Origin of the sequence: Blastococcus sp. TF02A-35 (assembly GCF_004571075.1) — a bacterium.
GTDB lineage: Bacteria > Actinomycetota > Actinomycetes > Mycobacteriales > Geodermatophilaceae > Blastococcus.
On the sequence record NZ_SPQP01000001.1, the window covers coordinates 86586 to 108164 of the forward strand.

Consider the following 21579-nt stretch of genomic DNA (forward strand, 5'->3'; position numbering starts at 1 on the left):
GTGACCGTCCCGTCCCGCGGCCCCGGGGGGGCCGCCGTCAGTCGACGGTGACGTCGTTGAACGGCAGCTGCGGCTCCACCCACGGGAAGACGACGAACAGCAGCAGCGCGCAGACCGCCACGACGAGGACGAGCGCCTGCAGCGCCTTCAGCCCGGTCCCGCCGGGCAGGTGCCGCCAGATCCAGCCGTACACGCGCGTCCCCCTCAGCCCTCGTGGAGCGCCGGCGGCCCGTCGGGCAGGTCCGCCTTGGGGAGCGGGCCGCCGTCGAGCCGGGCGTGGATGATCATGCGCTGCCGCGCGGAGAAGCGCGGGTGGCAGGTGGTGAGCGTCAGGTACGCCCCGGAGGGGGCGGCCGAGGCTGCCTGGTTGGGCGTCGGGGAGATGACGTCGATGTCGGTGGGCGCCACGATCTGGCGGCCCGGGATGCCGCTGGGGTCCGCGGCCAGGTCGCCGGTCGCCGGGTCGCCGAGGACCCGGTAGACGAACCAGCTGTCGACCGTCTCCACCACGATCGGGTCGCCGGGGCGCATCGCGTCCAGCTCCAGGAACGGCGACCCCTTGCCGACCCGGTGGCCGGCCAGCGCCACGTTGCCCTGCTCGCCCGGCATCGCCGTCCCCCGGTAGTGGCCGGGGCCCTTCGCCAGCTGCGTCTCGGTGGTGCCCTCGAGGATGACCCGGGCGTAGTCGTCGCCGAGCCGCGGGATGCGCAGCACGCCGAAGGCGTCGCCGATCTCGACCTCGCGCAGGCCCGGGGCGCCCGGGGCCTGCGCCTCGGGCTGGGACCACTCCTCGCGCAGCTCCTCGGTGAGCTGGTCCTGGGTGCGGCCGGTGAGGTAGTCGGTCACGTACAGCTCGTAGACGACGAACAGCAGCAGGACCAGGCCGCCGGTGATCAGCAGCTCGCCGATCCCGCGCACCACGCTGCGCCAGCGCTCCCCGGGGGCCGGCTGCTCGCTGTGCACGTCGGTTCTCCTGGTTCGGTCCTGCGACAGGTCCACCCGCCTCGGGCCGTCGCCGATGCTAGGGGAAGGAACCGGCCCGGGGGACGAAGGAGGCCCGCGTCGCGGCCGAGCCGCCGCAGGCCCCGTCAGCGCACGTGGACGCCGGAGATAGTGCGCGCGATGACCAGCCGCTGGATCTCCGACGTGCCCTCGAAGATGGTGTAGATCTTCGCGTCGCGCGCCATCCGCTCGACCGGGTACTCGCGGGTGTAGCCGTTGCCGCCGAGGATCTGCATCGCCTTCTCGGTGACCCGGACGGCGGTCTCCCCCGCGACGAGCTTGGACATCGAGCCCTCCGCGGCGGTGAACTGCTGCCCGACCCGGGCCATCCACGCCGCACGCCAGACCAGCAGCCGGGCGGCGTCGATGGAGGTCTTCATGTCGGCGAGCATGAAGGCGACCGCCTGGTTCTCGATGATCGGGCGGCCGAACTGGACCCGGGTCCTGGCGTACTCCAGCGCGTAGTCGTAGGCCGCCCGGGCCACACCGACCGCCTGGGCACCGACGGCGGGGCGGGTGCGCTCGAACGTGGCCATCGAGGGCTGGGTGCGGCCGCTCCTCTGCCCCTCGCGGGCGCGGGCGAGCCGCTGCTCCAGCTTCTCCTTGCCGCCGAGCAGGCAGTCACCGGGGATGCGGCAGTCCTCCAGCACGACCTCGGCGGTGTGCGAGGCGCGGATGCCGTGCTTGAGGAACTTCTGCCCCTGCGCGATGCCCTTCGTGCCCGGCGGCACGACGAAGCTGGCGTGCCCGCGGGCCTTGAGCTCGGGGTCGACGACGGCGTTCACCACGTGGATGTCGGCGATGCCGCCGTTGGTGGCCCAGGTCTTGGCGCCGTTCAGCACCCACTCGTCGGTCTTCTCGTCGTAGACCGCGCGGGTGCGCATCGCGCCGACGTCGGAGCCGGCGTCGGGCTCGCTCGAGCAGAAGGCGGCCACCTTCGGCTCGCTCTCGGTGCCGAACATCGCGGGGATCCACTGCCCGACCTGCTCGTCGGTTCCGTTGGCCCGCACGCTCGCAGCGGCCAGCGTGGTGCCGACGATCGCCAGGCCGATCCCGGCGTCACCCCAGAAGAGCTCCTCCATGGTGATCGGGATGCCGAGGCCGGACTCGTCGAACCACTGGGTGGCGAAGAAGTCCAGGGAGTAGAGGCCGATCTTGGCGGCCTCCTGGAGCACCGGCCACGGGAACTCCTCCCGCTCGTCGTACTCCGACGCCGCCGGGCGGACGACGTTCGCGGCGAACTCGTGCACCCACTTCTGCAGCTCGAGCTGGTCCTCGGTGAGGTCGAACGAGACGGGCATGCGGGTTCTCCTGTCGGACGTCCGGGGTGATCATCGGCGAACGGCTGCCCTCACCGGCGTGGCGGGCAGCCAGTCGCCGATGATCAACGAGGGGGAGTGCCGGAGGTCACTGCGGGCGGACGGTGGCGACGAGGTGCTCGGTGCCGCTCTTCGCGTTGCGCACCGCGGCGTCCCAGCCGCCCCCGGTCGCCGCCGTCGACAGGGTGACCGTCGAGGGCAGGAACAGCGGCTTGCGGAAGCCGACGTCCACGGTGAACGAGTCGGGCAGCCGGTTCTCCACCGCGGCCAGCACGCGGGCCTTGACCCACATGCCGTGCGCGATCGCCCGCTTGAAGCCGAACGCCTTGGCGGTCAGCCCCGAGAGGTGGATGGGGTTCACGTCGCCGGAGACCTTGGCGTAGCGGCGCCCGGCGTCGTCGGGGATCCGCCAGGTCGCCACGGGGTGGCCGAGCTCGCCGACCTGCACCGTGACGTCGGACTCCGGCGCACCGGACGGCGCCTTGGCGCCGCGGGCCAGGTACGTCGAGCGGCCCCGCCACACCTCCGTGCCGCCCGCCGAGACCGAGGCGCACAGGTCCACGGTGGCCCCGCTGCGGTGGCTCGCGAACCGCTCGGCCCAGACCTCCAGGTCGAGCGCCTCGGTCGCCGCGACCGGCCGGAGGACGTCGATGCGGTTGCGCACGTGCACCAGCCCCGGCAGGGCCAGCGGGAACGCGCGGTCGCTCATCAGCGCCATCTGCAGCGGGAAGGTGAGCATGTGCGGGTAGGTGGCCGGCAGCGCGTCGGTCAGCGGGAACCGGCACACCCGCGCGTACTCGGCGAGGTTCGCCGGGTCCACGGTCACGCCCGTGCGGGCCAGGTGCGTGTCGGGCAGCTCCCCGCCGCGGCCGCGCGCGGTCAGCGCGGCCTTGGCGAAGAGCGCCGCCATGTTCGGCGGCGCCTCGAGAACGGTGGTGGCCATCAGGCCCCCAGCATCGACTGGCCGCACACCCGCACGGTCTGGCCGTTCACGCCGGCGCTGCCCGGCTGCGACAGCCACGCGATCGTCTCGGCGACGTCGACCGGCAGGCCGCCCTGCTGCAGGGAGTTGATCCGCGAGCCGACCTCGCGGGTGCCCAGCGGCATCTTCGCCGTCATCTCGGTGATGATGAAGCCCGGCGCGACGGCGTTGATGGTGGCGTCGCGCTTGGCGAACTCCGGCGCCCAGGCGCGCACCATGCCGATGACGCCGGCCTTCGACGCCGCGTAGTTGGTCTGCCCCCGGTTGCCGGCGATGCCCGACTGCGAGGAGACGCAGACGACGCGGGCGCCGGGCCGGAGCACGTCGCCGTCGTCGAGCAGGGCCTGGGTGATGTCCAGCTGGGCCTGCAGGTTCACGGCCATGACCGAGTTCCAGCGGGCCGCGTCCATGTTGACCAGCAGCTTGTCGCGGGTGATGCCGGCGTTGTGGACGATGACGTCCACGCCGCCGTGCCGCTCGCGCAGGTGCTCGACCAGCCGCTGCGGGGCGTCGGCGGCGGTGATGTCGAGCTGCAGCGCCGTGCCGCCGATCTCGTTGGCGACCTTGGCCAGGCTGTCGCCGGCGGCCGGGATGTCGACGGCGACCACGTGCGCGCCGTCGCGGGCCATGACCTCGGCGATCGCGGCGCCGATGCCGCGGGCGGCACCGGTCACGACGGCGACCTTGCCGGCGAGCGGCTTCTCGGCGTCCTCACCGGTCGGCACGTCGGCGGGCGACAGCGTGAGCAGCTGGCCGTCCACGTAGGCCGAGCGGCCGGAGAGGAAGAACTTCAGCGGGCTGGCGAGGGATGCCTCGGCGCCCTCGGGCACGTAGACGGCGTTCGCCGTCGAGCCGTTGAGCAGCTCCTTGCCGATGGAGCGGACCAGTCCGTCGATGGCCTGGCGGGCGGCGGCCTGCGCCGGGGAGTCGGTGTCCTGCGGCGGGTCGGCGAGGATCAGCACCCGGCCGCTGGGCCGCAGCCGCTTGATCGCCGGCGCGAGGAAGTCGTGCGCGCTGGCCAGGTCGCCGGGCGAGGTCAGGCCCGTGGCGTCGAGGACGACGGCGCCGAGCTTCTCGCCGTCGGTCGAGCCGTCGGCCGCCACCGGGGACAGCACGGTCACGCCGGCGTCCTTGAGGACGGCCGAGACGGTGTCGCGCAGCCGGCCCTGGCCGGCGGAGCCGATGACCACCGGGCCGGGGAGCAGCGGCTGCCCCGGCTCGTAGCGGCGCAGCACCGCCGGGCGCGGGAGGCCCAGCTGCTTGGTCAGCGTCGTGCCGAAGCCGGAGTTCGCGAAGTTCGTGTACCAGTCAGCCACGGGGGCGGTTCCCTTCGGTCGGGGTGCCCCCCGAGGGGCCGACATGGCCATGTCGGCCCCTCGGGGGCGGGGAGGTCAGGACTCGAGGATGGCGACGACGCCCTGGCCGCCGGCGGCGCAGATGGAGATCAGGCCGCGCTTGCCCGGGCCCGCCTGGTGCAGCGTCTTGGCCAGCGAGGCGACGATCCGACCGCCGGTCGCGGCGAACGGGTGGCCGGCGGCCAGCGAGGAGCCGTAGACGTTGAGCTTCGACCGGTCGATCGAGCCCAGCGGGGCGTCGAGGCCCAGCTTCTCCTTGCAGTACGCCGGGTCCTCCCAGGCCTTCATCGTCGCGAGCACCGTGGAGGCGAAGGCCTCGTGGATCTCGTAGAAGTCGAAGTCCTGCAGGGTCAGGCCGTTGCGGGCCAGCATCTTCGGCACCGCGTAGACCGGCGCCATGAGCAGGCCCTCGCCGCCGTGCACGTAGTCGACGGCGGCGGTCTGGGCGTCGACCAGGTGGGCGAGCACCGGCAGGCCCTGCTCGGCGGCCCACTCGTCCGAGGCCAGCAGCACTGCGGAGGCGCCGTCGGTCAGCGGCGTGGAGTTGCCCGCCGTCATCGTCGCCTCGGCACCCTCGGGCAGCGCCTTGCCGAAGACCGGCTTGAGCTTCGCCAGCTTCTCCAGCGAGGAGTCCGGACGCAGGTTCTGGTCGCGGGACAGGCCCAGGAACGGCGTCACCAGGTCGTCGAAGAAGCCGCGGTCGTAGGCGGCGGCCATGTTCTGGTGCGAGCGGACGGTGAGCTCGTCCTGCTCCTCGCGGCCGATCTCCCACTCGTGGGCCGTGAGCTGGGCGTGCTCACCCATCGCCAGGCCGGTGCGCGGCTCGGCGTTGCGCGGGATCTCCGGCGCGATCATGCCCGGGCGGATCTTGGCGATCGCCTTGAGCCGGTCCTGCAGCGTCTTGGCGCTGTTGAGCGAGATGAGGATGCGGCGCAGGTCGTCGCCGACGGCGAGCGGGGCGTCGGACGTGGTGTCCACACCACCGGCGATGCCGGACTCAATCTGCCCCAGGGCGATCTTGTTCGCGACCAGGATCGCGGCCTCCAGGCCGGTGCCGCAGGCCTGCTGGACGTCGTAGGCCGGGGTGCTGGCGTCGAGCTTGGAGCCCAGGACCGCCTCGCGGGTCAGGTTGAAGTCCCGCGCGTGCTTGAGGACGGCGCCGGCGACGACCTCGCCCACCTGCGCGCCCTGCAGCCCGAAGCGGGCGACGAGCCCGTCGATGGTCGCCGTCAGCATGTCCTGGTTGGACGCCTGGGCGTAGGTGGAGTTCGAGCGAGCGAACGGGATCCGGTTCCCGCCGACGATCGCTGCCTTGCGGGTCGCCGGCTTCGAGTTGTCAGCCATGGGGACCTCCCGGGTCGGTGGATTGGCCGGTACCGAGGGTACGCGGTACTGTCTGTCACATGAAAGCCGAGGCGGTGAGACGTACGTCGCAGGTCAGTGCCCCGCTGGAGAAGATCGCGCAGGAGCGCCCCCCGCGCGAGTCGAAGGCCCCCGGTACCCGCGATCGGCGTAACTCACGCTGGGACGAGCACCGTCGTGCCCGGCGGGAGCAGCTGGTCGACGCGGCCCTGTCCGCGGTCGGCCGGCACGGCTCCGGCGTCGGCATGGAGGAGATCGCGGCCGAGGCCGGCACCAGCAAGACCGTCGTCTACCGGCACTTCGCCGACCGCTCCGACCTGCACGTCGCCGTCTGCAGCCGGGTGGCCCAGCAGCTGCTGCCCCGGCTGCGCGAGGCGATGGAGAGCAGCGACGAGCCGCGGCAGATGACCGCCGCCGCGGTCGAGACCTACCTCGCCTTCCTGGAGGCCGACCCGGAGGTCTACCGCTTCGTCGTCACCCCGCAGCCCGGCGGCGACCCGGTCGACCCCGTGGGGACCCTCGCCGACCTCGTCGGCGACCAGGCGGCGGCCCTCATGGCCGTCGCCCTGGAGCGCGCCGGCCGCGACCCGGCGGCCGCCGGGGCCTGGGGCCACGGCCTGGTCGGCCTGGTCCGCTCGGCCGCCGACTGGTGGCTTCGCGCCGGGCGCCCCATGCTCCGCACCGAGCTCGCCGCACACCTGACCGAACTCGCCTGGGCCGGAGTGTCCGGCGTCGTGGCCCTGCACCCCGAGACCGGGGCTTCCCGCAGCAACAAGGAGGAACAGTGACCAGCACCCTTCCCGCCACGGTCGACCCCAAGGTCCTCCAGGAGGTCCTGGACGGACGGTGGGCGCACATCCGGCGCGACGCCCGCGAGAACCTGCACGACCCCGACTTCCTCCCCGTGTACGGCGAGTCCATGCAGGAGGCCCGCGAGCGGGTCACCCGCGCCGCCAAGAAGCTCGCCGACTCCGGGCGGGTCGGCTACGGCTTCCCGAAGCAGTACGGCGGCGAGGACGACATGGGCGGCTCGGTCACCTCGATCGAGATGGTGGCCTTCGTCGACCTCTCGCTCATGGTCAAGGCCGGCGTCCAGTGGGGCCTGTTCGGCGGCGCGATGCAGCTGCTGGGCACCAGGCGCCAGCACGACGCCTACCTGCGCGACGCGATGAGCTTCGACCTGCCCGGCTGCTTCGCGATGACCGAGACCGGCCACGGCTCCGACGTCCAGCAGCTGCGCACGACGTGCACCTACGACCCCGACACCCAGTGCTTCGACCTGAACACCCCGCACCAGGCGGCCCGCAAGGACTACATCGGCAACGCGGCCAAGGACGGGCGGATGGCCGTCGTCTTCGCGCAGCTGGTCACCCAGGGGAAGAACCACGGGGTGCACGCCTTCCTGGTGCCGATCCGCGACGAGCAGGGCAACCCGATGCCCGGCGTCACCATCGGCGACGACGGCCCGAAGGCCGGCCTGCCCGGGGTCGACAACGGCCGGCTGTCCTTCGACCACGTGCAGGTCCCGCGCGACATGCTGCTGGACCGCTACGGCCAGGTCGCCGAGGACGGCACCTACACCTCGAGCATCGAGAACGAGACCCGCCGCTTCTTCACGACGCTGGGCACCCTCGTCCGCGGCCGGGTGAGCGTCGGCGGCGCCGCGGCCTCGGCCACGAAGATGGCGCTGGACATCGCCGTCCGCTACGGCAACGTGCGGCGCCAGTTCGCCGCCCCCGGCGAGGAGCGCGAGATCGTCATCAACGACTACCTCGTGCACCAGCGCAAGCTGCTCCCCGCGCTGGCCAAGACCTACGCGCTGCACTTCGCCCAGGGCGAGCTGGTCTCGACCATGCACGACGTGCAGACGGCGGTGCACGTGCACGGCCAGGAGATCGACGAGCAGGCCCAGCGCGAGCTGGAGTCCCGCGCCGCCGGGCTGAAGGTCGCCCAGACCGCGCACGCCACGGCCACCATCCAGATGTGCCGCGAGGCCTGCGGCGGCGCCGGCTACCTGCAGGAGAACCGGCTCCCCCACCTCAAGGCCGACACCGACGTCTTCACCACGTTCGAGGGCGACAACACCGTCCTGCTCCAGCTCGTCGCCAAGGGCCTGCTCACCGGCTACCGGGACAACTTCGGCTCGCTCGACGGCTGGGGCCGGGTCAGCTTCGTCGCCGACATGGTCCGGGAGACCGTCCTGGAGCGGACGGCGGCGCGCGCCCTCATCCAGCGGCTCGTCGACGCCGTCCCCGGCCGGGACGACGAGGTGCCCATGCTCGACCGCGGCTGGCAGCTGAAGATGTTCGAGTTCCGCGAGAAGCACTCGCTGGAGGGCGCCGCGGGCCGGCTGCGCAAGAACTCGACCACCGAGGGCATGGCCCCCTTCGACATGTTCAACTCCGTCCAGGACCACGTGCTGAAGTCGGCGCAGGCCCACATCGACCGGATCGTGCTCGAGGCGTTCGTCGCCGGCGTCGACCGCACCGACGACGCCGCCGGCAAGGAGCTGCTCGACAAGCTCTGCGACCTCTACGCCCTCTCGACCATCGAGGCGGACAAGGCGTGGTTCCTGGAGCACGGGCAGCTCACCCCGGCGCGGGCGAAGACGCTGACGGCGACGGTGAACCAGCTGCTGCGGGAGCTGCGCCCGCACATCACCACGCTCGTCGACGGCTTCGCCATCCCGGAGGCGTGGAAGGCGGCCAAGATCCTCGAGGAGGAGGCCGACCGCCAGGAGGCGATGGCCGCCCGCGACGCCGAGCTCCGGGTGATCAACGGCCAGGACACCCCGGACGGGACCGCGACCGACGTGGACGTGCCCCCGGGCCAGTAGAAGGACCTCGTCCTCCCCACCCTTCGCGAGCTCAGGGCGGGCCCCTGGACGAGGCCGTTCCATCGGGTCACCGAGAGAATCCTTCTCATGGAGATCCTGGCGGCGGCCGACGCGCTGCACGTGCCGGCTGCCGTCGACCTCACGGCGATCGTGATCGGGGCCCTCACGGGCGGTCTGCTGGCCGCCCGTGAGGGCTTCGCCGTCTCCGGCGTGCTGCTGCTGGCGGTCAGCGGCGGCCTCGGCGGCGGGCTGATCCGCGACGTCCTGCTCGCCGAGGGCCCGCCGGTGGCGCTGACCAACCAGGCCTACCTGCCGACAGTGGCGATCACCGCGATGGTGACGTTCTACTTCTCCGGCTGGCTCTCGCGGCTGACCGGGCTGCTCGTCGTCCTGGACGCCGTCACGCTCGGGTTCTTCACCGTCATCGGCGCCCAGAAGGCCCAGCTGGCCGGGCTGCCCAGCGCCTCGGTCATCTTCGTCGGCACGGTGACCGCCGTCGGGGGTGCGCTGATCCGCGACGTCCTGCTGGCCCAGCGCGCCGAGATCGTGCAGCCCGGCCCGTACAACGCCGTCGCGGCGCTGATCGGCGCCACGGCGCTGACCGTGCTCGCCGGCCCGCTGGACCTCGGCCCGCTCCTGGTGGCCGGGCTGGTCATCACGCTGGTGGCCGCGCTCCGGGTGCTCTCGGTGTGGCGCGGCTGGGAGGCGCCGGTGGCCGTCGACCTGCCCGAGCGCGCCCGGGGGCGGCTGGTGCGCCGCCGCGAGCGGCGCCCGGAGCGCCGTCGCGCGGGCTCGGCCCTGTTCCGCCGGAGGGGCTGACCCGGCGGGTCAGGCCTCGGGGCGCAGCCGCACGGCGAGGACGGCGACGTCGTCCTCGGCGCCCGGCAGGAACATCTGCTCCAGCACGCGGTCGCACAGCTCGTCGAGCGGGAGCCCGGCGCACTCGCCCAGCACCCGCAGCAGCTCCTCGGTCCCGGCGTCGATGTCGCGGTCGCGCCGCTCCACCAGCCCGTCGGTGTAGAGCAGCACCGTGGACCCGGCCGCCAGCACCGCGACGTGGTCCTCGCGCACGGTCTCCGGCGCCACGCCCAGCAGCAGGTCGGCCTGCTTGCCGTCGAGCAGCACCACGCTGCCGTCGGAGGCCAGCAGCGCCGGCGGCGGGTGCCCGGCGTTGGCCCAGCGCAGCCGCATCCGGCCCGCCTCGTCCTCCGGGTCCAGCTCGAGGTGGGCCACCAGCGCCGTGGCCATCGTGTTCAGCGCCAGGCCCTGCACGGCGCGGTCCAGCTCGGAGAGCACCTCCGCGGGGGAGCCACCGCTGGAGTAGCTGATGCCGCGGAGCAGGCCGCGCACCTGGCCCATGGCCGCGGCGGCCCGGGTGTCGTGGCCGACGACGTCCCCGATCGCGAGCACCGTCGTCCCGGCCCGCTGCAGGAAGGCGTCGTACCAGTCGCCACCGATCTCGGCGCCCTCGGCGGCCGGCACGTAGCGGACGACGATCTCGCTGTGCTCCGGCTGCGGCGGGTCGGTGAGCATGCTGCGCTGCAGCGCGTCGGCGAGGTCGCGCTGCTGGCTGTAGAGGCGGGCCTGGTGCAGCGCGAGGCCGGCGCGGCGGCCGATCTCGACGGCGGTGTCGACCTCCGCCGGACCGAGCGGCGCGCGCCCCTCGCGGGTGAACAGGCCCATCGCGCCGAGCGCCTGGCCGCGGGCGACCAGCGGTACGACGACGCTGGAGGCGGCGCCCAGCCGGGCGAAGCGCTCCCGCGCCGCAGGGTCGGGGAGCGCCCGCTCCACGTGGTCCCAGTCGATCTGCGGCATGAGCACCGGCCGGCCGGTCTCGGTGACCGTGCGGGCCGCGGCGTCCGCGGTCATCACCGCGACCATGGCGCGCACGTACTCCTCGACCTCGGCCCGGCGCGCGGGGTCGCGGTGGCCGGTGGCGACGTCGTGCAGCCGGCCCTGCTCGTCGGTGACGACGATCCAGCACCAGTCGCCCAGGTCGGGCACGACCAGCGAGGCCAGCTGCTCGATCTGCTGGTCGATCTCCAGCGTGCCGGACAGCACCCGCCCCGCCTCGGCGAGCAGCCGCAGCCGCTGGTTGGCCTCGGACATGGCGGCGACGGCGGCGTCGCGCTCGGCGTCGGCCAGCAGGCGCGAGACGCTCAGCGCGATCTGCGCGGCCAGTGCCTCCAGCACCTCGACGTCGTCACCGACGAATTCGTGCTCGACGGTCCAGACGGCGAGGAAGGTGCCCAGGACGCGGCCCTCGACCCGCAGCGGCACCGCCGCGATGGCCCGCAGGCCGAGCAGCTCCACGACCGGCTCCAGCGCCGGGAACCGGGCCACCGCCGCCGCCATGTCGCTCAGCAGCAGGCGGCGGCCGTGCCGGGCCACGTGCTGCGCGGGCAGCGCGTCGTCCAGCGGGAGGACGACGCCGTGGCCGAGCGCCAGGGCGTCCGGGTGCTCCCGGCGTGCCGCGGCCAGCAGGTTCTCGGTCATGTGCAGCCGCAGCGGCCCGCCGGGCGCGTCGAAGATCGCCAGGCTGCTGGACTGGGCGTCGATCACCTGCGCCCCGCGCAGCACGACCTCGGCCAGGTCCTCCAGCCGCGCGGCGTTGGCCAGCTCCGCGGCGACCTCGGCGATGGCGGCGGCCCGCTGCACGGCGGTGAGCCGCTGCTCGGCCTGCCCGCGGGCCTCGGTGATGTCGAGGGCGGTCCCCAGCACGCGGGCCGCGGCACCGGTGGCGTCGGCGACCACCCGGCCCCGGGCCAGCACCCAGCGCACGGCCCCGTCCTCGCGGAGGGCGCGGAACTCGACCGTGTAGTCGCCGCGCTCCTCGATGGCGACGCGCATGGCCTCGTCGATCGCGGCGTGGTCGTCGGGGTGCACGTGCGTGGCGAGGACGTCGTCCAGCGAGTTGAGGTCGACGGCGGAGTCCAGGCCGAAGATGGCCGCGCAGCGGTCGTCCCAGTGGATGGTCCCGGTGCGCAGGTCGCGCTCCCAGATGCCGACGGAGCTGGCCTCCAGCGCCACGTCCAGCCACGCGCGGGAGGTGCCGACCGCGGACTGGGCCGCCGAGAGCTCCAGCTCGGCGACGACGGAGGCCGCCAGCTGCTCGAGCAGCTGCGTGGCGTCACCGGTCCAGTCCCGGGCCACGGGGTCGTAGACGGCCAGCGCGCCCACGACCTGGCCGGACGCGGCGACCAGCGGCGCGCTGAGGTAGGAGAGCACCTGCCCCGAGGTGACGGCGGGCAGGTCGTGGACCCGCTCGTCCTCCGCGGCCGCGGGGACGACCAGCGGCGCCCCCTGGCGCACGGTCATCGCCGACAGCGCGCCGGTGAGCAGCGCCGGGCCGCCCACCACCCCGGCCGGGAGGCCGTGGCCGCCGACGACGACGTCGTGGTCGGTGAAGAGCGTGACCTTCGCGTGCCCGACGCCCAGGACGCGGGCGGTCAGCGAGGACAGGCGGTCGAACGCCGCGGGGCCGGGCACCTCCAGCAGCAGCCGCCGGGCCGCGGCGATGCGGAGCGGGTCGGTCAGCGGGTCGACGGCGTGCGCGCCGGCGTCGGACGTGGACACCGCACTCCCTCCGCCGGTTCGCGCACCGGCCGGGTGCGTTCGTACGCACATGCTGGCACGCCGGTCCCAGGGCACGGGAGCAGCGGGTTCACCGGCACGTCGGCGCCACTCCTCCGGGGGAGCGGCGGGGGGCCCGTTCAAGGACTTCCACCGACCGGCCGATGCACCCCCCATGATCGGCACGCGGGCGCCCCGCCTCCCCGACTGCCGACCCCTGCTCGCGAGCGCCGACGACCTGACCCTGGTCTTCCAGCCGATCGTCGACCTCTCCGCCGCTCGGGTCGCCGGGTACGAGGCGCTGGCCCGCTTCCCCGGGGCCGCGGGACCCGACGTCTGGTTCGCCGCCGCGGCCGAGGCCGGCATCGCGGCCGAGCTCGAGGCGCTGGCGATCCACAAGGCCCTGGCCACCGTCGACCGGCTGCCCCCCAACACGTTCCTGACCGTCAACGTCAGCCCGCACCTGCTGGGTGCCGACGCCGTCCAGCGGGCCCTGGCCAGCCGCCCGGACCTGCAGCGCGTCGTCGTGGAGCTGACCGAGCACACCCCGGTGGACGACCTCAGCCGGCTGCGCCGCCAGACCGAGGCGCTGCGCGAGCGCGGCGCCCTCATCGCCCTCGACGACACCGGCAGCGGCTACTCCGGGCTGCAGCAGATGGCCGCGGTGCGCCCGCAGATGGTGAAGCTCGACCGGTCGCTGGTGGCCGACGCCGACAGCGACCCGGTGCGCATGGCGCTGGCCGAGATGGTGGGCGAGTTCGCCGGCAAGATCGACGCCTGGCTGCTCGCCGAGGGCATCGAGACCGCCGCCGAGCTGTCCGCCTTCACCCGCCTCGGCGTGCCCCTGGCGCAGGGCTGGCTGCTCGGCCGTCCTGCACCGGAGTTCCTGCCCCTGGCCCCCGAGGTCGAGAAGCTGGTGCGGACGCAGGTCGCCCGCAGCCGGCTCACCGAGAGCGTCGCCAGCCTGCTCCGGCCGGTGCGGCAGTGCGTGGTCGGCGAGGACGACACCCCCGAGGTGGCCCCGGCCGTGCTCGTCGGCCCGCACGGCGAGCCGATGGGGCTGCTGCTGTCCGACCCGCGGACGCTGCAGGTCTACACGGCCCCGGTGTCCCTGCGCGTGCACCCGTCCACCGACATCGCCGAGACCCTGCAGCGGGCGCTCACCCGGCCCCCGGCGCACCGCTTCGACCCCGTCGTCTGCACCGACCCCACCGGCCACGTCCTCGGGCTGCTGCGCATCGAGGACCTCGCCACGGCGGTTCCCCGGAGCCGCTGACCAGACCCCCGGCCGCCACCCGGCGGGCCGGTCGTACGACCGCACCACCGACAAGGAGTCCCTCCATGAAGCGCTTCGCCTGCGGCGACATCATCCCGGGCTGTGACGCCACGTACACCGCCGCCGACGAGGACGGCATCTTCGCCCAGGCCGCGCCCCACGCGGCCGAGGTGCACGGCATCACCGCCGACCAGATCACCCCGGAGCTCATGGAGCGCTTCCGCGCCGCCATGGTCACCGTCTGAGGACGGCACCAGCCCCCCCGTCCCCCCGCCCCGTGAACCCGGGCGGGGGGACGGGACCCCTCACGCGCTGGCGTCGGTCAGCCGCGACCGCTGGTCGTCGCTGAGCACCAGGTCCTGCATCGGCAGCAGGTCGGCCAGCTGCTCCACCGACCGCCCGCTGGCGATGGGCGAGACGACGGCCGGCTGGTCGGCCAGCCAGCGCAGCGCCACCGCCGGCACCGGCACGCCCTGCTCCTGCGCCACCTCGGCCAGCGCGGCCAGGACCCGGTCCCCGCGCTCCCCCACGTACGCCGCCGCCCCCTGCGCCCGCGGCGAGTCGACCTGCTCCCCCGGCCGGTACTTGCCGGTGAGGAAGCCCTTCGCCAGCGCGAAGTACGGCAGCACCCCGATCCCGGCGTCGGTGACCACGTCGCGCAGGCCGTCCTCGAACGCCGGCCGCTCCACCAGGTTGTAGTGCGTCTGCAGCGCCACGTACCCCGTCACGCCCACCCGCTCCGCCGTGCCGAGGGCCTCGGTGAGCCGGACCGCCGAGTAGTTCGACGCCGCCACGTGCCGCACCTTGCCCGCCCGCACCAGCTCGTCGAACACGGTGAGCGTCTCCTCCAGCGGCGTCGTCTCGTCGTCGTAGTGCGCGTAGTAGAGGTCGATGACGTCGGTGCGCAGGTTCCGCAGCGACCGCTCCGCCGCCGTCCTGACCTCCGCCGCCGACAGCGGGTGCTCCTTGCGCCCCGGCGAGGCCTTGGTCGCGACGACGACCTGGTCGCGCACCCCGCGCGCGGCCATCCAGCTGCCGAGGATCCGCTCGGAGGTGCCGTCGCCGTACATCTCCGCGGTGTCCACGAAGGGCGCCAGCGTGCTGGGGGTGGCGTCGAGGTAGCGGTCCAGGATCGCGAACGACGTCGCCTCGTCCGCCGTCCAGCCGAAGACGTTGCCGCCCAGGCAGAGGTCGCTGACGGTGAGGTCGGTGCGCGGGATCAGCGGCATGCGACCCACGCTAGGCGGGGCCCCGTGGCCCCGCGCGAGGTGGGACGGGTGTGACCTCCGAGTCGTTCCAGGGGGTTCCGGGGACCCCCCGCTGGTCTTTTGGCCGGGCGACATGGCAGCGTTCCTGTCGATCCGGCCCTCTCCACGGGGGTCGGGTGCCCGGCCACCGCGCGCCCCCCGCGCCGACCCGGGCCACCACCGGCGCCCCGCGCGCCGGGGGGAACGAGCCGGCTGCGTGCCGAACCCATGGCACCGCCACCGCCTACGAGAGGAAGCACATGAACAAGGCCGAACTGGTCTCCGCCATCGCCAAGCGCGCCGATGTCCCCGCCTCGACGGTGGACTCCGTCCTCGCCGGGCTGCAGGACGAGCTCGTCGACGCCATCACCCGCGGCGAGAAGGTCGCCGTCTCCGGTCTGCTGACCGTCGAGCGCACCCAGCGCTCCGCGCGCACCGGCCGCAACCCGCAGACCGGTGAGTCGATCGACATCCCCGCCGCCAACACCGTCAAGGTGACCGCGGGCTCCAACCTGAAGAAGGCCGCGAGCTCCGTCCCGGTCTGATCGGCAGCGCCGGCCGGCAGCGCCCGGCCGGCACCGCCTGGTCCGCACCTCGTCCGCCGCCGGACGGACGCCGAGACCCCTGTGCCCTGGCTCACAACCTCGTGGGCCAGGATGCCGGTCGAGGCGTCGCCCGGCGGCGGACGGCGTTCCAGGACACGGAGGTGCGCGTGGAGCTGCGAGTGGAGACCGACCCGGCCGAGGTCGGCATGGACGCCGGCCGGCTGGCCCGCATCGACCGGCGGCTGGCCCGCTACGTCGACGACGGCCAGCTCCCGGGCTTCCTGGTCACCGTCGCCCGGCACGGGAAGCTGGTGCACGTCGGCTCCGGCGGCTTCCGCGACGTCGAGAACGCCCGCCCGGTCGAGCCCGACACCCGCTGGCGCATCTACTCCATGACCAAGCCGGTCACCTCGGTCGCGGCGATGATGCTGTACGAGGAGGGCGCCTTCCAGCTCACCGACCCGATCTCCCGGTGGCTCCCGGAGTTCGCCGAGACCCGCGTGTACGTCGCCGGCTCGGACCAGAAGCCGGTGACCGAGCCGCTGGTGGAGCCGATCCGGGTCTGGCACCTGCTCACCCACATGTCCGGGCTGACCTACGGCTTCCACCGGGCGACCGTCCCCGACGCGATCTACCGCGCCAACGGCCACGAGTGGGGCACCCCGCCGGGCGCGGACTCCGCCGAGGTGTGCCGCCAGTGGGCCTCGATGCCGCTGCTGTTCCAGCCCGGCAGCGAGTGGAACTACGGCGTCTCCACCGACGTCCTCGGCCGGCTGGTCGAGGTGGTCTCGGGCCGGCCGCTGGACGAGTTCTTCGCCGACCGGATCTTCGCCCCGCTCGGCATGACCGACACGTCCTTCGGCCTGCGCCCCGAGGACGACGTCGACTCGCTGGCGCGGCTCTACGCGGCCGTCCCCGGGCAGCCCGGTGGCGCCCCCACGGGCTTCGCGCCGCTCGACGCCATGGGCGAGGCCGCGCACACCAGGCCGGCGTTCCTCTCCGGTGGTGGCGGGCTGGTCTCGACCGCCGGGGACTACCTGCGCTTCGTCGAGATGCTGCGCCGCGGCGGCTCCTTCGACGGTGGCCGCATCCTCGGCCCCCGCACGCTGGGGCACATGCTGCTCAACCACCTGCCCGGCGGCCGCGACCTGGAGAGCTCCGGGCGGCCGCTGTTCGCCGAGACGCCGCTGCGCGGGGTGGGCTTCGGGCTGGGCTTCTCGATGGTGATCGACCCGGCGCGCTACGGCGTCGTCGCCAACGTGGGCGACTACAGCTGGGGCGGCGCGGCGTCGACGGCGTTCTACGTGGACCCGCTCGAGGACGTGACCGTCACCTTCTACACGCAGCTGCTGCCCTCGAGCACCCTGCCGATCCGCAACTACCTGCGGCAGCTGGTCAACCAGGCGATCGCCGTCTGACCCCGCACCGGAGGGGCCGAAATGGCCATTTCGGCCCCTCCGGTGGCTAGAGGTAGCGGCGGTAGACGACGGTGGCGACCATCGCCGGCTTGCTGCCGCCCTCGATCTCCACGGTGACGGTCAGGCTCATCTGGATGCCGCCCTCGAACGGGGTCGCGGCCTCCATCGTCGCGCCGGCCCGCACCCGGGCGCCCACGGGCACCGGGGAGGGGAAGCGTACCTTCTCGGTGCCGTAGTTGACGCCCATCCGGAACCCGCTGATCTCCACGATCTGCGGCACCAGCGAGGGCAGCAGCGACAGCGTCAGGTAGCCGTGGGCGATGGGGCCGCCGAAGGGGCTCTCCTTCTTCGCCCGCTCCGGGTCGACGTGGATCCACTGGTGGTCGCCGGTCGCCTCGGCGAACTGGTTCACCTGCTCCTGGGTGACCTCCACCCAGTCGCTGTAGCCCAGGTGCTTGCCCACCAGGCCCTGGACCCCCTCGACGCCCTCGGCCGTCGTCTGCGCCATCAGCTCTGCCTCCACTCGGTCCCGACCACATGCGGTCTGGTTGGCTGACTCCACCACACACCACGATCGGACGGGGAGCGGGTTGCTGCGACTGGGGGCCCTCGACGTGCCCGACGGCCGGTTCGTGGTCATGGCGATCGTCAACCGCACCCCCGACTCGTTCTACGACCGCGGTGCCACCTTCGAGCTGGCGGCCGCCGTCGAGCGGGTGGACCAGGTGGTCGCCGAGGGCGCGGACATGGTCGACGTCGGCGGGGTGAAGGCCGCGCCGGGCGAGGAGGTCTCCCCCGCCGAGGAGATCCGCCGCACCGCGGACCTGGTGGCGGCGATCCGCGCCGCGCACCCGACGCTGCCGATCTCGATCGACACCTGGCGGGCCTCCGTCGCGCGGGAGGTGCTGGCCGCGGGCGCCGACGTCGTCAACGACGCCTGGGGCGGGGTGGACCCGGAGCTGGCCGGCGTCGCCGCCGAGGCGGGGGCGGGGATCGTCTGCACGCACGCCGGCGGCCTGCCGCCGCGCACCCGCCCGCACCGGGTGGCCTACGACGACGTCGTCGCCGACATCGTGGCCCGGACGACGGCGCTGGCCGAGGCCGCGGTGGCCGCGGGCGTGGACGGCGAGCGGGTGCTGGTCGACCCCGGCCACGACTTCGGCAAGAACACCCGGCACTCGCTGGAGGCGACCCGGCGCATCGGCGAGCTGGTGGGCACCGGGTGGCCGGTGCTGATGGCGCTGTCGAACAAGGACTTCGTCGGCGAGACCCTCGACGTCCCGCTGGAGGAGCGGCTCACCGGCACGCTGGCCGCCACCGCCGTCAGCGCCTGGCTGGGCGCCCGGGTGTTCCGCGTGCACGACGTCGCGGCGACCCGGCAGACGCTGGACATGGTCGCCTCCATCCAGGGCACCCGGCCGCCCACGCGCACCGTCCGCGGCCTCGCCTGAGCGCCGGCGCTAGGTTGCCGACCATGGCCGCCACCGGGTTCCACACCGCCGACGAGCTCAACGACCTCCTGCCGGGCACCTTCCCCGGGCTGCTCGGCATCGTCGTCGACACCCACGAGCCCGGGCGGCTGACCAGCCACCTCGACATCCGCCCCGAGCTGCTCGCGCCCAACGGCTACCTGCACGCCGGCACGGTGGTCACGCTGGCCGACACCAGCTGCGGCCTGCCCACCCGCGCGCTGCTGCCCGAGGGCTCGAGCGGGTTCACCACCATCGAGCTGAAGAGCAACCACCTCGGCACCGCGCGCGAGGGCCGGATCGAGTGCACCGCGACCAACATGCACGCCGGCCGCACCACGCAGGTGTGGGACGCCGTGGTCGCGAACGCGGCGACCGGGAGGACGATCGCGCTGTTCCGCTGCACCCAGTCGGTGCTCTGGCCCCGCTGAACGGGCGAACCCCCTTGTGAGCGGGGACACGGTGGATGTGAGACTACCGCCACACACCCGTTCCGAGGAGGTCCTACCAGTGGCGCTGGCCAGCCCCTATCCCGACGTCGAGATCCCGAACCTCTCGGTCCCGGAGTTCGTCCTGGCCGCCGGCAGGGAACGCCCGGACGCCCCCGCCCTGATCGACGGCCTCAAGGGTGACGTGATCACCCACGGCCAGCTCGCCCAGTACGTGGACCGGGTCGCGGCGAACCTGCACGCCCGCGGGCTCCGCAAGGGCGACGTCGTCGCCGTCTTCTGCCCGAACACCCCGTGGTTCCCGGTGGTCTTCCACGGCATCGCGGCCGCCGGCTGCGTGATGAGCCCGATCAACTCGCTCTACACGCCCGACGAGATCGCCTTCCAGCTCAAGGACTCCGGCGCCAAGATCCTCATCACGATCTCGCTGTTCATGGACCGCGCCGGCGCGGCCGTGGAGAAGTCGCCGGTCGACGAGGTCATCGTCCTGGACGGCTTCGAGGGCAAGGCGAACCTGTTCGACCTGCTCGGCGCCGACGCCCCGAGCGTGCAGGTCGACATCGACCCGGCCAACGACCTGGTCACCCTGCCCTACTCCAGCGGCACGACCGGCCTGCCCAAGGGCGTCATGCTGACCCACCGCAACCTGGTGGCCAACGTGGCGCAGTGCCGTCCGCTGATCAGCCTGGGCGCCGACGAGCGGATCATCGCCGTCCTGCCGTTCTTCCACATCTACGGCCTGACCGTGCTGATGAACCAGGGCCTGGCGTGGGGCGGCGCCGTCGTCACCCTGCCGCGCTTCGAGCTGGACGACTTCCTCCGCGCGATCCAGGACCACAAGATCACCCGCGCGTTCGTCGCGCCGCCCATCCTGCTCGCGCTGGCCAAGCACCCGCTGGTCGACCAGTTCGACCTGTCGTCGCTGACCTCGATCCTCTCGGGCGCCGCCCCGCTGGACGAGCAGCTGGCCCTGGCCGCGCAGGAGCGCCTGCGCAAGGGCAACCCGGACGGCGTCAGCGTGGCCCAGGGCTACGGCATGACCGAGCTCTCCCCGGTCTCGCACACCACTCCCGACATCGGCTGCGAGCCGGAGGGCGCCGGCCAGCCCCCGAAGGGCTCGGTCGGCTACGCGGTGCCCAACACCGAGTGCCGGCTGATCGACCCGGCGACCGGCGAGGACGCCGCCACCGGGCAGTCCGGCGAGCTGTGGGTCCGCGGGCCGCAGGTCATGAAGGGCTACCTCAACAACGAGGAGGCCACCCGCGGCACCGTGGACGCCGAGGGCTGGCTGCACACCGGTGACGTGGCGATCGTGGACGAGAACGGCGCCTACACGGTCGTCGACCGCGTCAAGGAGCTGATCAAGTACAAGGGCTACCAGGTGGCCCCGGCCGAGCTCGAGGCCGTGCTGATCAACCACCCGGAGATCGCCGACGCCGCCGTCATCGGCGTGCCGGACAAGGAGAGCGGCGAGGAGCTGCCCAAGGCCTTCGTCGTCCGCTCGCCGGGCTCGGAGATCACCGAGGACGCCGTCATGGCTTACATGGCCGAGAAGGTGGCCCCGCACAAGAAGATCCGGTTCGTCGAGTTCATCGAGGCCGTTCCCAAGTCGGCCGCCGGCAAGATCCTGCGCAAGGACCTCAAGGCCCGCTGATCGCACGCTGATGCGCCTCGGGGCGGGAATCCACGACCGGATTCCCGCCCCGAGGCGTATCCGGGCGCGGCGGTCGCCCGGGAGCCTCCCTAAGGTCGGGCCATGCGTGCGGTGACGATCTCCGAGCCCGGTGGCCCCGACGTCCTGACCTGGGGCGAGGCCCCCGACCCGGTCTGCGGGCCCGGCGAGGTGGTGGTCGACGTCGTCGCCACCGCGGTGAACCGCGCGGACCTGCTGCAGCGCCAGGGCTTCTACCCGCCCCCGAAGGGCGCCAGCGAGATCCTGGGCCTGGAGTGCAGCGGGATCGTCAGCGAGGTCGGCGTGGGCGTCATGGGCTGGCCGGTCGGCGACGAGGTGTGCGCGCTGCTGTCGGGCGGCGGGTACGCCGAGCGGGTCGCCGTCCCCGCCGGGCAGCTGCTGCCCAGGCCGTCGGGCGTCGAGCTGGCCACCGCGGCCGCCCTGCCCGAGGTGACCTGCACCGTCTGGTCGAACGTCTTCCTGCTGGCCCGGCTGCGCCGCGGTGAGACCTTCCTCGTGCACGGCGGCTCCAGCGGCATCGGCACCATGGCGATCCAGCTGGCGAAGCGGGCGGGCGCGCGCGTCGCCACGACCGCGGGCAGCCAGGCGAAGCTCGACTTCTGCCGCGAGCTGGGCGCCGACGTGCTGGTGAACTACCGCGAGGACGACTTCGTCGAGCGGGTGAGGGCCGAGGCCGGCGGGGCCGACGTCGTCCTGGACAACATGGGCGCCAAGTACCTGGCCCGCAACGTCGACGTCCTGGCGGTGGGCGGCCGCCTCGTGGTGATCGGCATGCAGGGCGGCACCCGGGCGGAGCTGGACCTCGGCAAGCTCCTGGGCAAGCGGGCGGCCGTGCACGCCACCACCTTGCGCTCGCGGCCGGCGACCGGGCCGGGCGGCAAGGCCGAGATCGTCGCGGCGGTGCGGCACGACGTCTGGCCCGACGTCGAGCGCGGCGTGGTGCGGCCGGTCGTGGACCGCCGGCTGCCGATGTCCCGGGCCGCCGAGGCGCACCGCGTGGTGGAGGCCAGCGAGCACATCGGCAAGGTGCTGCTGGTCAACGAGGGGTAGCGG

Annotated in this window: 20 protein-coding genes; 11 read left to right on the top strand and 9 right to left on the bottom strand. The window is 73.6% G+C overall.

The features are described 5' to 3' along the window. Positions 1 to 37 precede the first annotated feature (37 nt). The 6 genes from E4P43_RS19710 to E4P43_RS00445 form a co-directional block, all read right to left on the bottom strand. The gene (locus E4P43_RS19710; protein WP_167759007.1) at positions 38 to 193 is read right to left on the bottom strand and encodes a hypothetical protein; all 156 of its coding nucleotides are present in this window, start codon (positions 191 to 193) and stop codon (positions 38 to 40) included. Between the two features lie 11 nt (positions 194 to 204). Next, positions 205 to 963, bottom strand: a complete 759-nt coding sequence (locus tag E4P43_RS00425; RefSeq protein ID WP_135143441.1) for a class E sortase — start codon at positions 961 to 963, stop codon at positions 205 to 207. 125 nt (positions 964 to 1088) lie between these two features. Continuing rightward, complete coding sequence (locus tag E4P43_RS00430) at positions 1089 to 2303, bottom strand: acyl-CoA dehydrogenase family protein (protein WP_135143442.1); 1215 nt, start codon at positions 2301 to 2303, stop codon at positions 1089 to 1091. Between the two features lie 106 nt (positions 2304 to 2409). Beyond that, positions 2410 to 3264 carry a MaoC/PaaZ C-terminal domain-containing protein gene (locus E4P43_RS00435; RefSeq protein ID WP_135143443.1) on the bottom strand — a complete coding sequence of 285 codons (855 nt, stop codon included), beginning with the start codon at positions 3262 to 3264 and terminating at the stop codon, positions 2410 to 2412. Continuing rightward, complete coding sequence (locus E4P43_RS00440; RefSeq protein WP_135143444.1) at positions 3264 to 4619, bottom strand: 3-oxoacyl-ACP reductase; 1356 nt, start codon at positions 4617 to 4619, stop codon at positions 3264 to 3266. Before E4P43_RS00440 ends, E4P43_RS00435 begins: the two co-directional genes overlap by 1 nt. A 75-nt stretch (positions 4620 to 4694) precedes the next feature. Next, complete coding sequence (locus E4P43_RS00445; protein ID WP_135143445.1) at positions 4695 to 6002, bottom strand: acetyl-CoA C-acetyltransferase; 1308 nt, start codon at positions 6000 to 6002, stop codon at positions 4695 to 4697. Between the two features lie 59 nt (positions 6003 to 6061). Between E4P43_RS00445 and E4P43_RS00450 the strand changes: the two genes are divergently transcribed. The 3 genes from E4P43_RS00450 to E4P43_RS00460 all read left to right on the top strand — a co-directional run bounded on the left by E4P43_RS00450 (position 6062) and on the right by E4P43_RS00460 (position 9675). Next, positions 6062 to 6808 (top strand): TetR family transcriptional regulator, encoded by a 747-nt coding sequence (locus E4P43_RS00450; RefSeq protein ID WP_135143446.1) that lies wholly within the window; start codon positions 6062 to 6064, stop codon positions 6806 to 6808. Then, positions 6805 to 8856 carry an acyl-CoA dehydrogenase gene (locus tag E4P43_RS00455; RefSeq protein WP_135143447.1) on the top strand — a complete coding sequence of 684 codons (2052 nt, stop codon included), beginning with the start codon at positions 6805 to 6807 and terminating at the stop codon, positions 8854 to 8856. The genes E4P43_RS00450 and E4P43_RS00455 overlap by 4 nt, the downstream gene beginning before the upstream one ends. Positions 8857 to 8943: 87 nt before the next feature. Continuing rightward, positions 8944 to 9675 carry a TRIC cation channel family protein gene (locus tag E4P43_RS00460; RefSeq protein ID WP_135143448.1) on the top strand — a complete coding sequence of 244 codons (732 nt, stop codon included), beginning with the start codon at positions 8944 to 8946 and terminating at the stop codon, positions 9673 to 9675. A 9-nt stretch (positions 9676 to 9684) separates the two neighbouring features. On the opposite strand, the gene E4P43_RS00465 is transcribed toward E4P43_RS00460, so the two are convergent. Then, the gene (locus tag E4P43_RS00465) at positions 9685 to 12432 is read right to left on the bottom strand and encodes a SpoIIE family protein phosphatase (RefSeq protein ID WP_245158840.1); all 2748 of its coding nucleotides are present in this window, start codon (positions 12430 to 12432) and stop codon (positions 9685 to 9687) included. A 172-nt stretch (positions 12433 to 12604) separates the two neighbouring features. On the opposite strand from E4P43_RS00465, the gene E4P43_RS00470 reads away from it, so the two are divergent. Together E4P43_RS00470 and E4P43_RS00475 are read left to right on the top strand one after the other, a co-directional pair. Continuing rightward, positions 12605 to 13705: an EAL domain-containing protein gene (locus tag E4P43_RS00470; RefSeq protein ID WP_135143450.1), complete on the top strand. Its 1101-nt coding sequence runs from the start codon at positions 12605 to 12607 to the stop codon at positions 13703 to 13705. A gap of 65 nt (positions 13706 to 13770) precedes the next feature. Next, positions 13771 to 13950 (top strand): DUF1059 domain-containing protein, encoded by a 180-nt coding sequence (locus tag E4P43_RS00475; RefSeq protein WP_135143451.1) that lies wholly within the window; start codon positions 13771 to 13773, stop codon positions 13948 to 13950. A gap of 60 nt (positions 13951 to 14010) precedes the next feature. Here the strand turns inward: E4P43_RS00475 and E4P43_RS00480 are convergent, their stop codons facing one another. Beyond that, on the bottom strand, positions 14011 to 14934 hold the full coding sequence (locus E4P43_RS00480) for an aldo/keto reductase (protein WP_135143452.1): 924 nt from the start codon (positions 14932 to 14934) through the stop codon (positions 14011 to 14013). 155 nt (positions 14935 to 15089) lie between these two features. On the opposite strand from E4P43_RS00480, the gene E4P43_RS00485 reads away from it, so the two are divergent. Continuing rightward, complete coding sequence (locus E4P43_RS00485) at positions 15090 to 15497, top strand: HU family DNA-binding protein (RefSeq protein ID WP_280790916.1); 408 nt, start codon at positions 15090 to 15092, stop codon at positions 15495 to 15497. A gap of 167 nt (positions 15498 to 15664) precedes the next feature. After that, positions 15665 to 16915 carry a serine hydrolase domain-containing protein gene (locus E4P43_RS00490; protein ID WP_245158841.1) on the top strand — a complete coding sequence of 417 codons (1251 nt, stop codon included), beginning with the start codon at positions 15665 to 15667 and terminating at the stop codon, positions 16913 to 16915. Positions 16916 to 16961: 46 nt separating this feature from the next. Here E4P43_RS00490 and E4P43_RS00495 read toward each other — a convergent pair whose 3' ends face one another. Beyond that, on the bottom strand, positions 16962 to 17423 hold the full coding sequence (locus E4P43_RS00495; RefSeq protein WP_135143454.1) for a MaoC family dehydratase: 462 nt from the start codon (positions 17421 to 17423) through the stop codon (positions 16962 to 16964). Between the two features lie 82 nt (positions 17424 to 17505). Between E4P43_RS00495 and folP the strand changes: the two genes are divergently transcribed. The 4 genes from folP to E4P43_RS00515 all read left to right on the top strand — a co-directional run bounded on the left by folP (position 17506) and on the right by E4P43_RS00515 (position 21576). After that, positions 17506 to 18366: a dihydropteroate synthase gene (gene folP / locus E4P43_RS00500; protein ID WP_135143455.1), complete on the top strand. Its 861-nt coding sequence runs from the start codon at positions 17506 to 17508 to the stop codon at positions 18364 to 18366. A gap of 23 nt (positions 18367 to 18389) precedes the next feature. Next, on the top strand, positions 18390 to 18815 hold the full coding sequence (locus E4P43_RS00505; protein WP_135143456.1) for a PaaI family thioesterase: 426 nt from the start codon (positions 18390 to 18392) through the stop codon (positions 18813 to 18815). A 79-nt stretch (positions 18816 to 18894) separates the two neighbouring features. Then, positions 18895 to 20487, top strand: a complete 1593-nt coding sequence (locus E4P43_RS00510; RefSeq protein ID WP_135143457.1) for a 4-coumarate--CoA ligase family protein — start codon at positions 18895 to 18897, stop codon at positions 20485 to 20487. 102 nt (positions 20488 to 20589) lie between these two features. Then, positions 20590 to 21576, top strand: a complete 987-nt coding sequence (locus tag E4P43_RS00515; protein WP_135143458.1) for an NAD(P)H-quinone oxidoreductase — start codon at positions 20590 to 20592, stop codon at positions 21574 to 21576. The last annotated feature ends 3 nt before the right edge of the window (positions 21577 to 21579 follow it).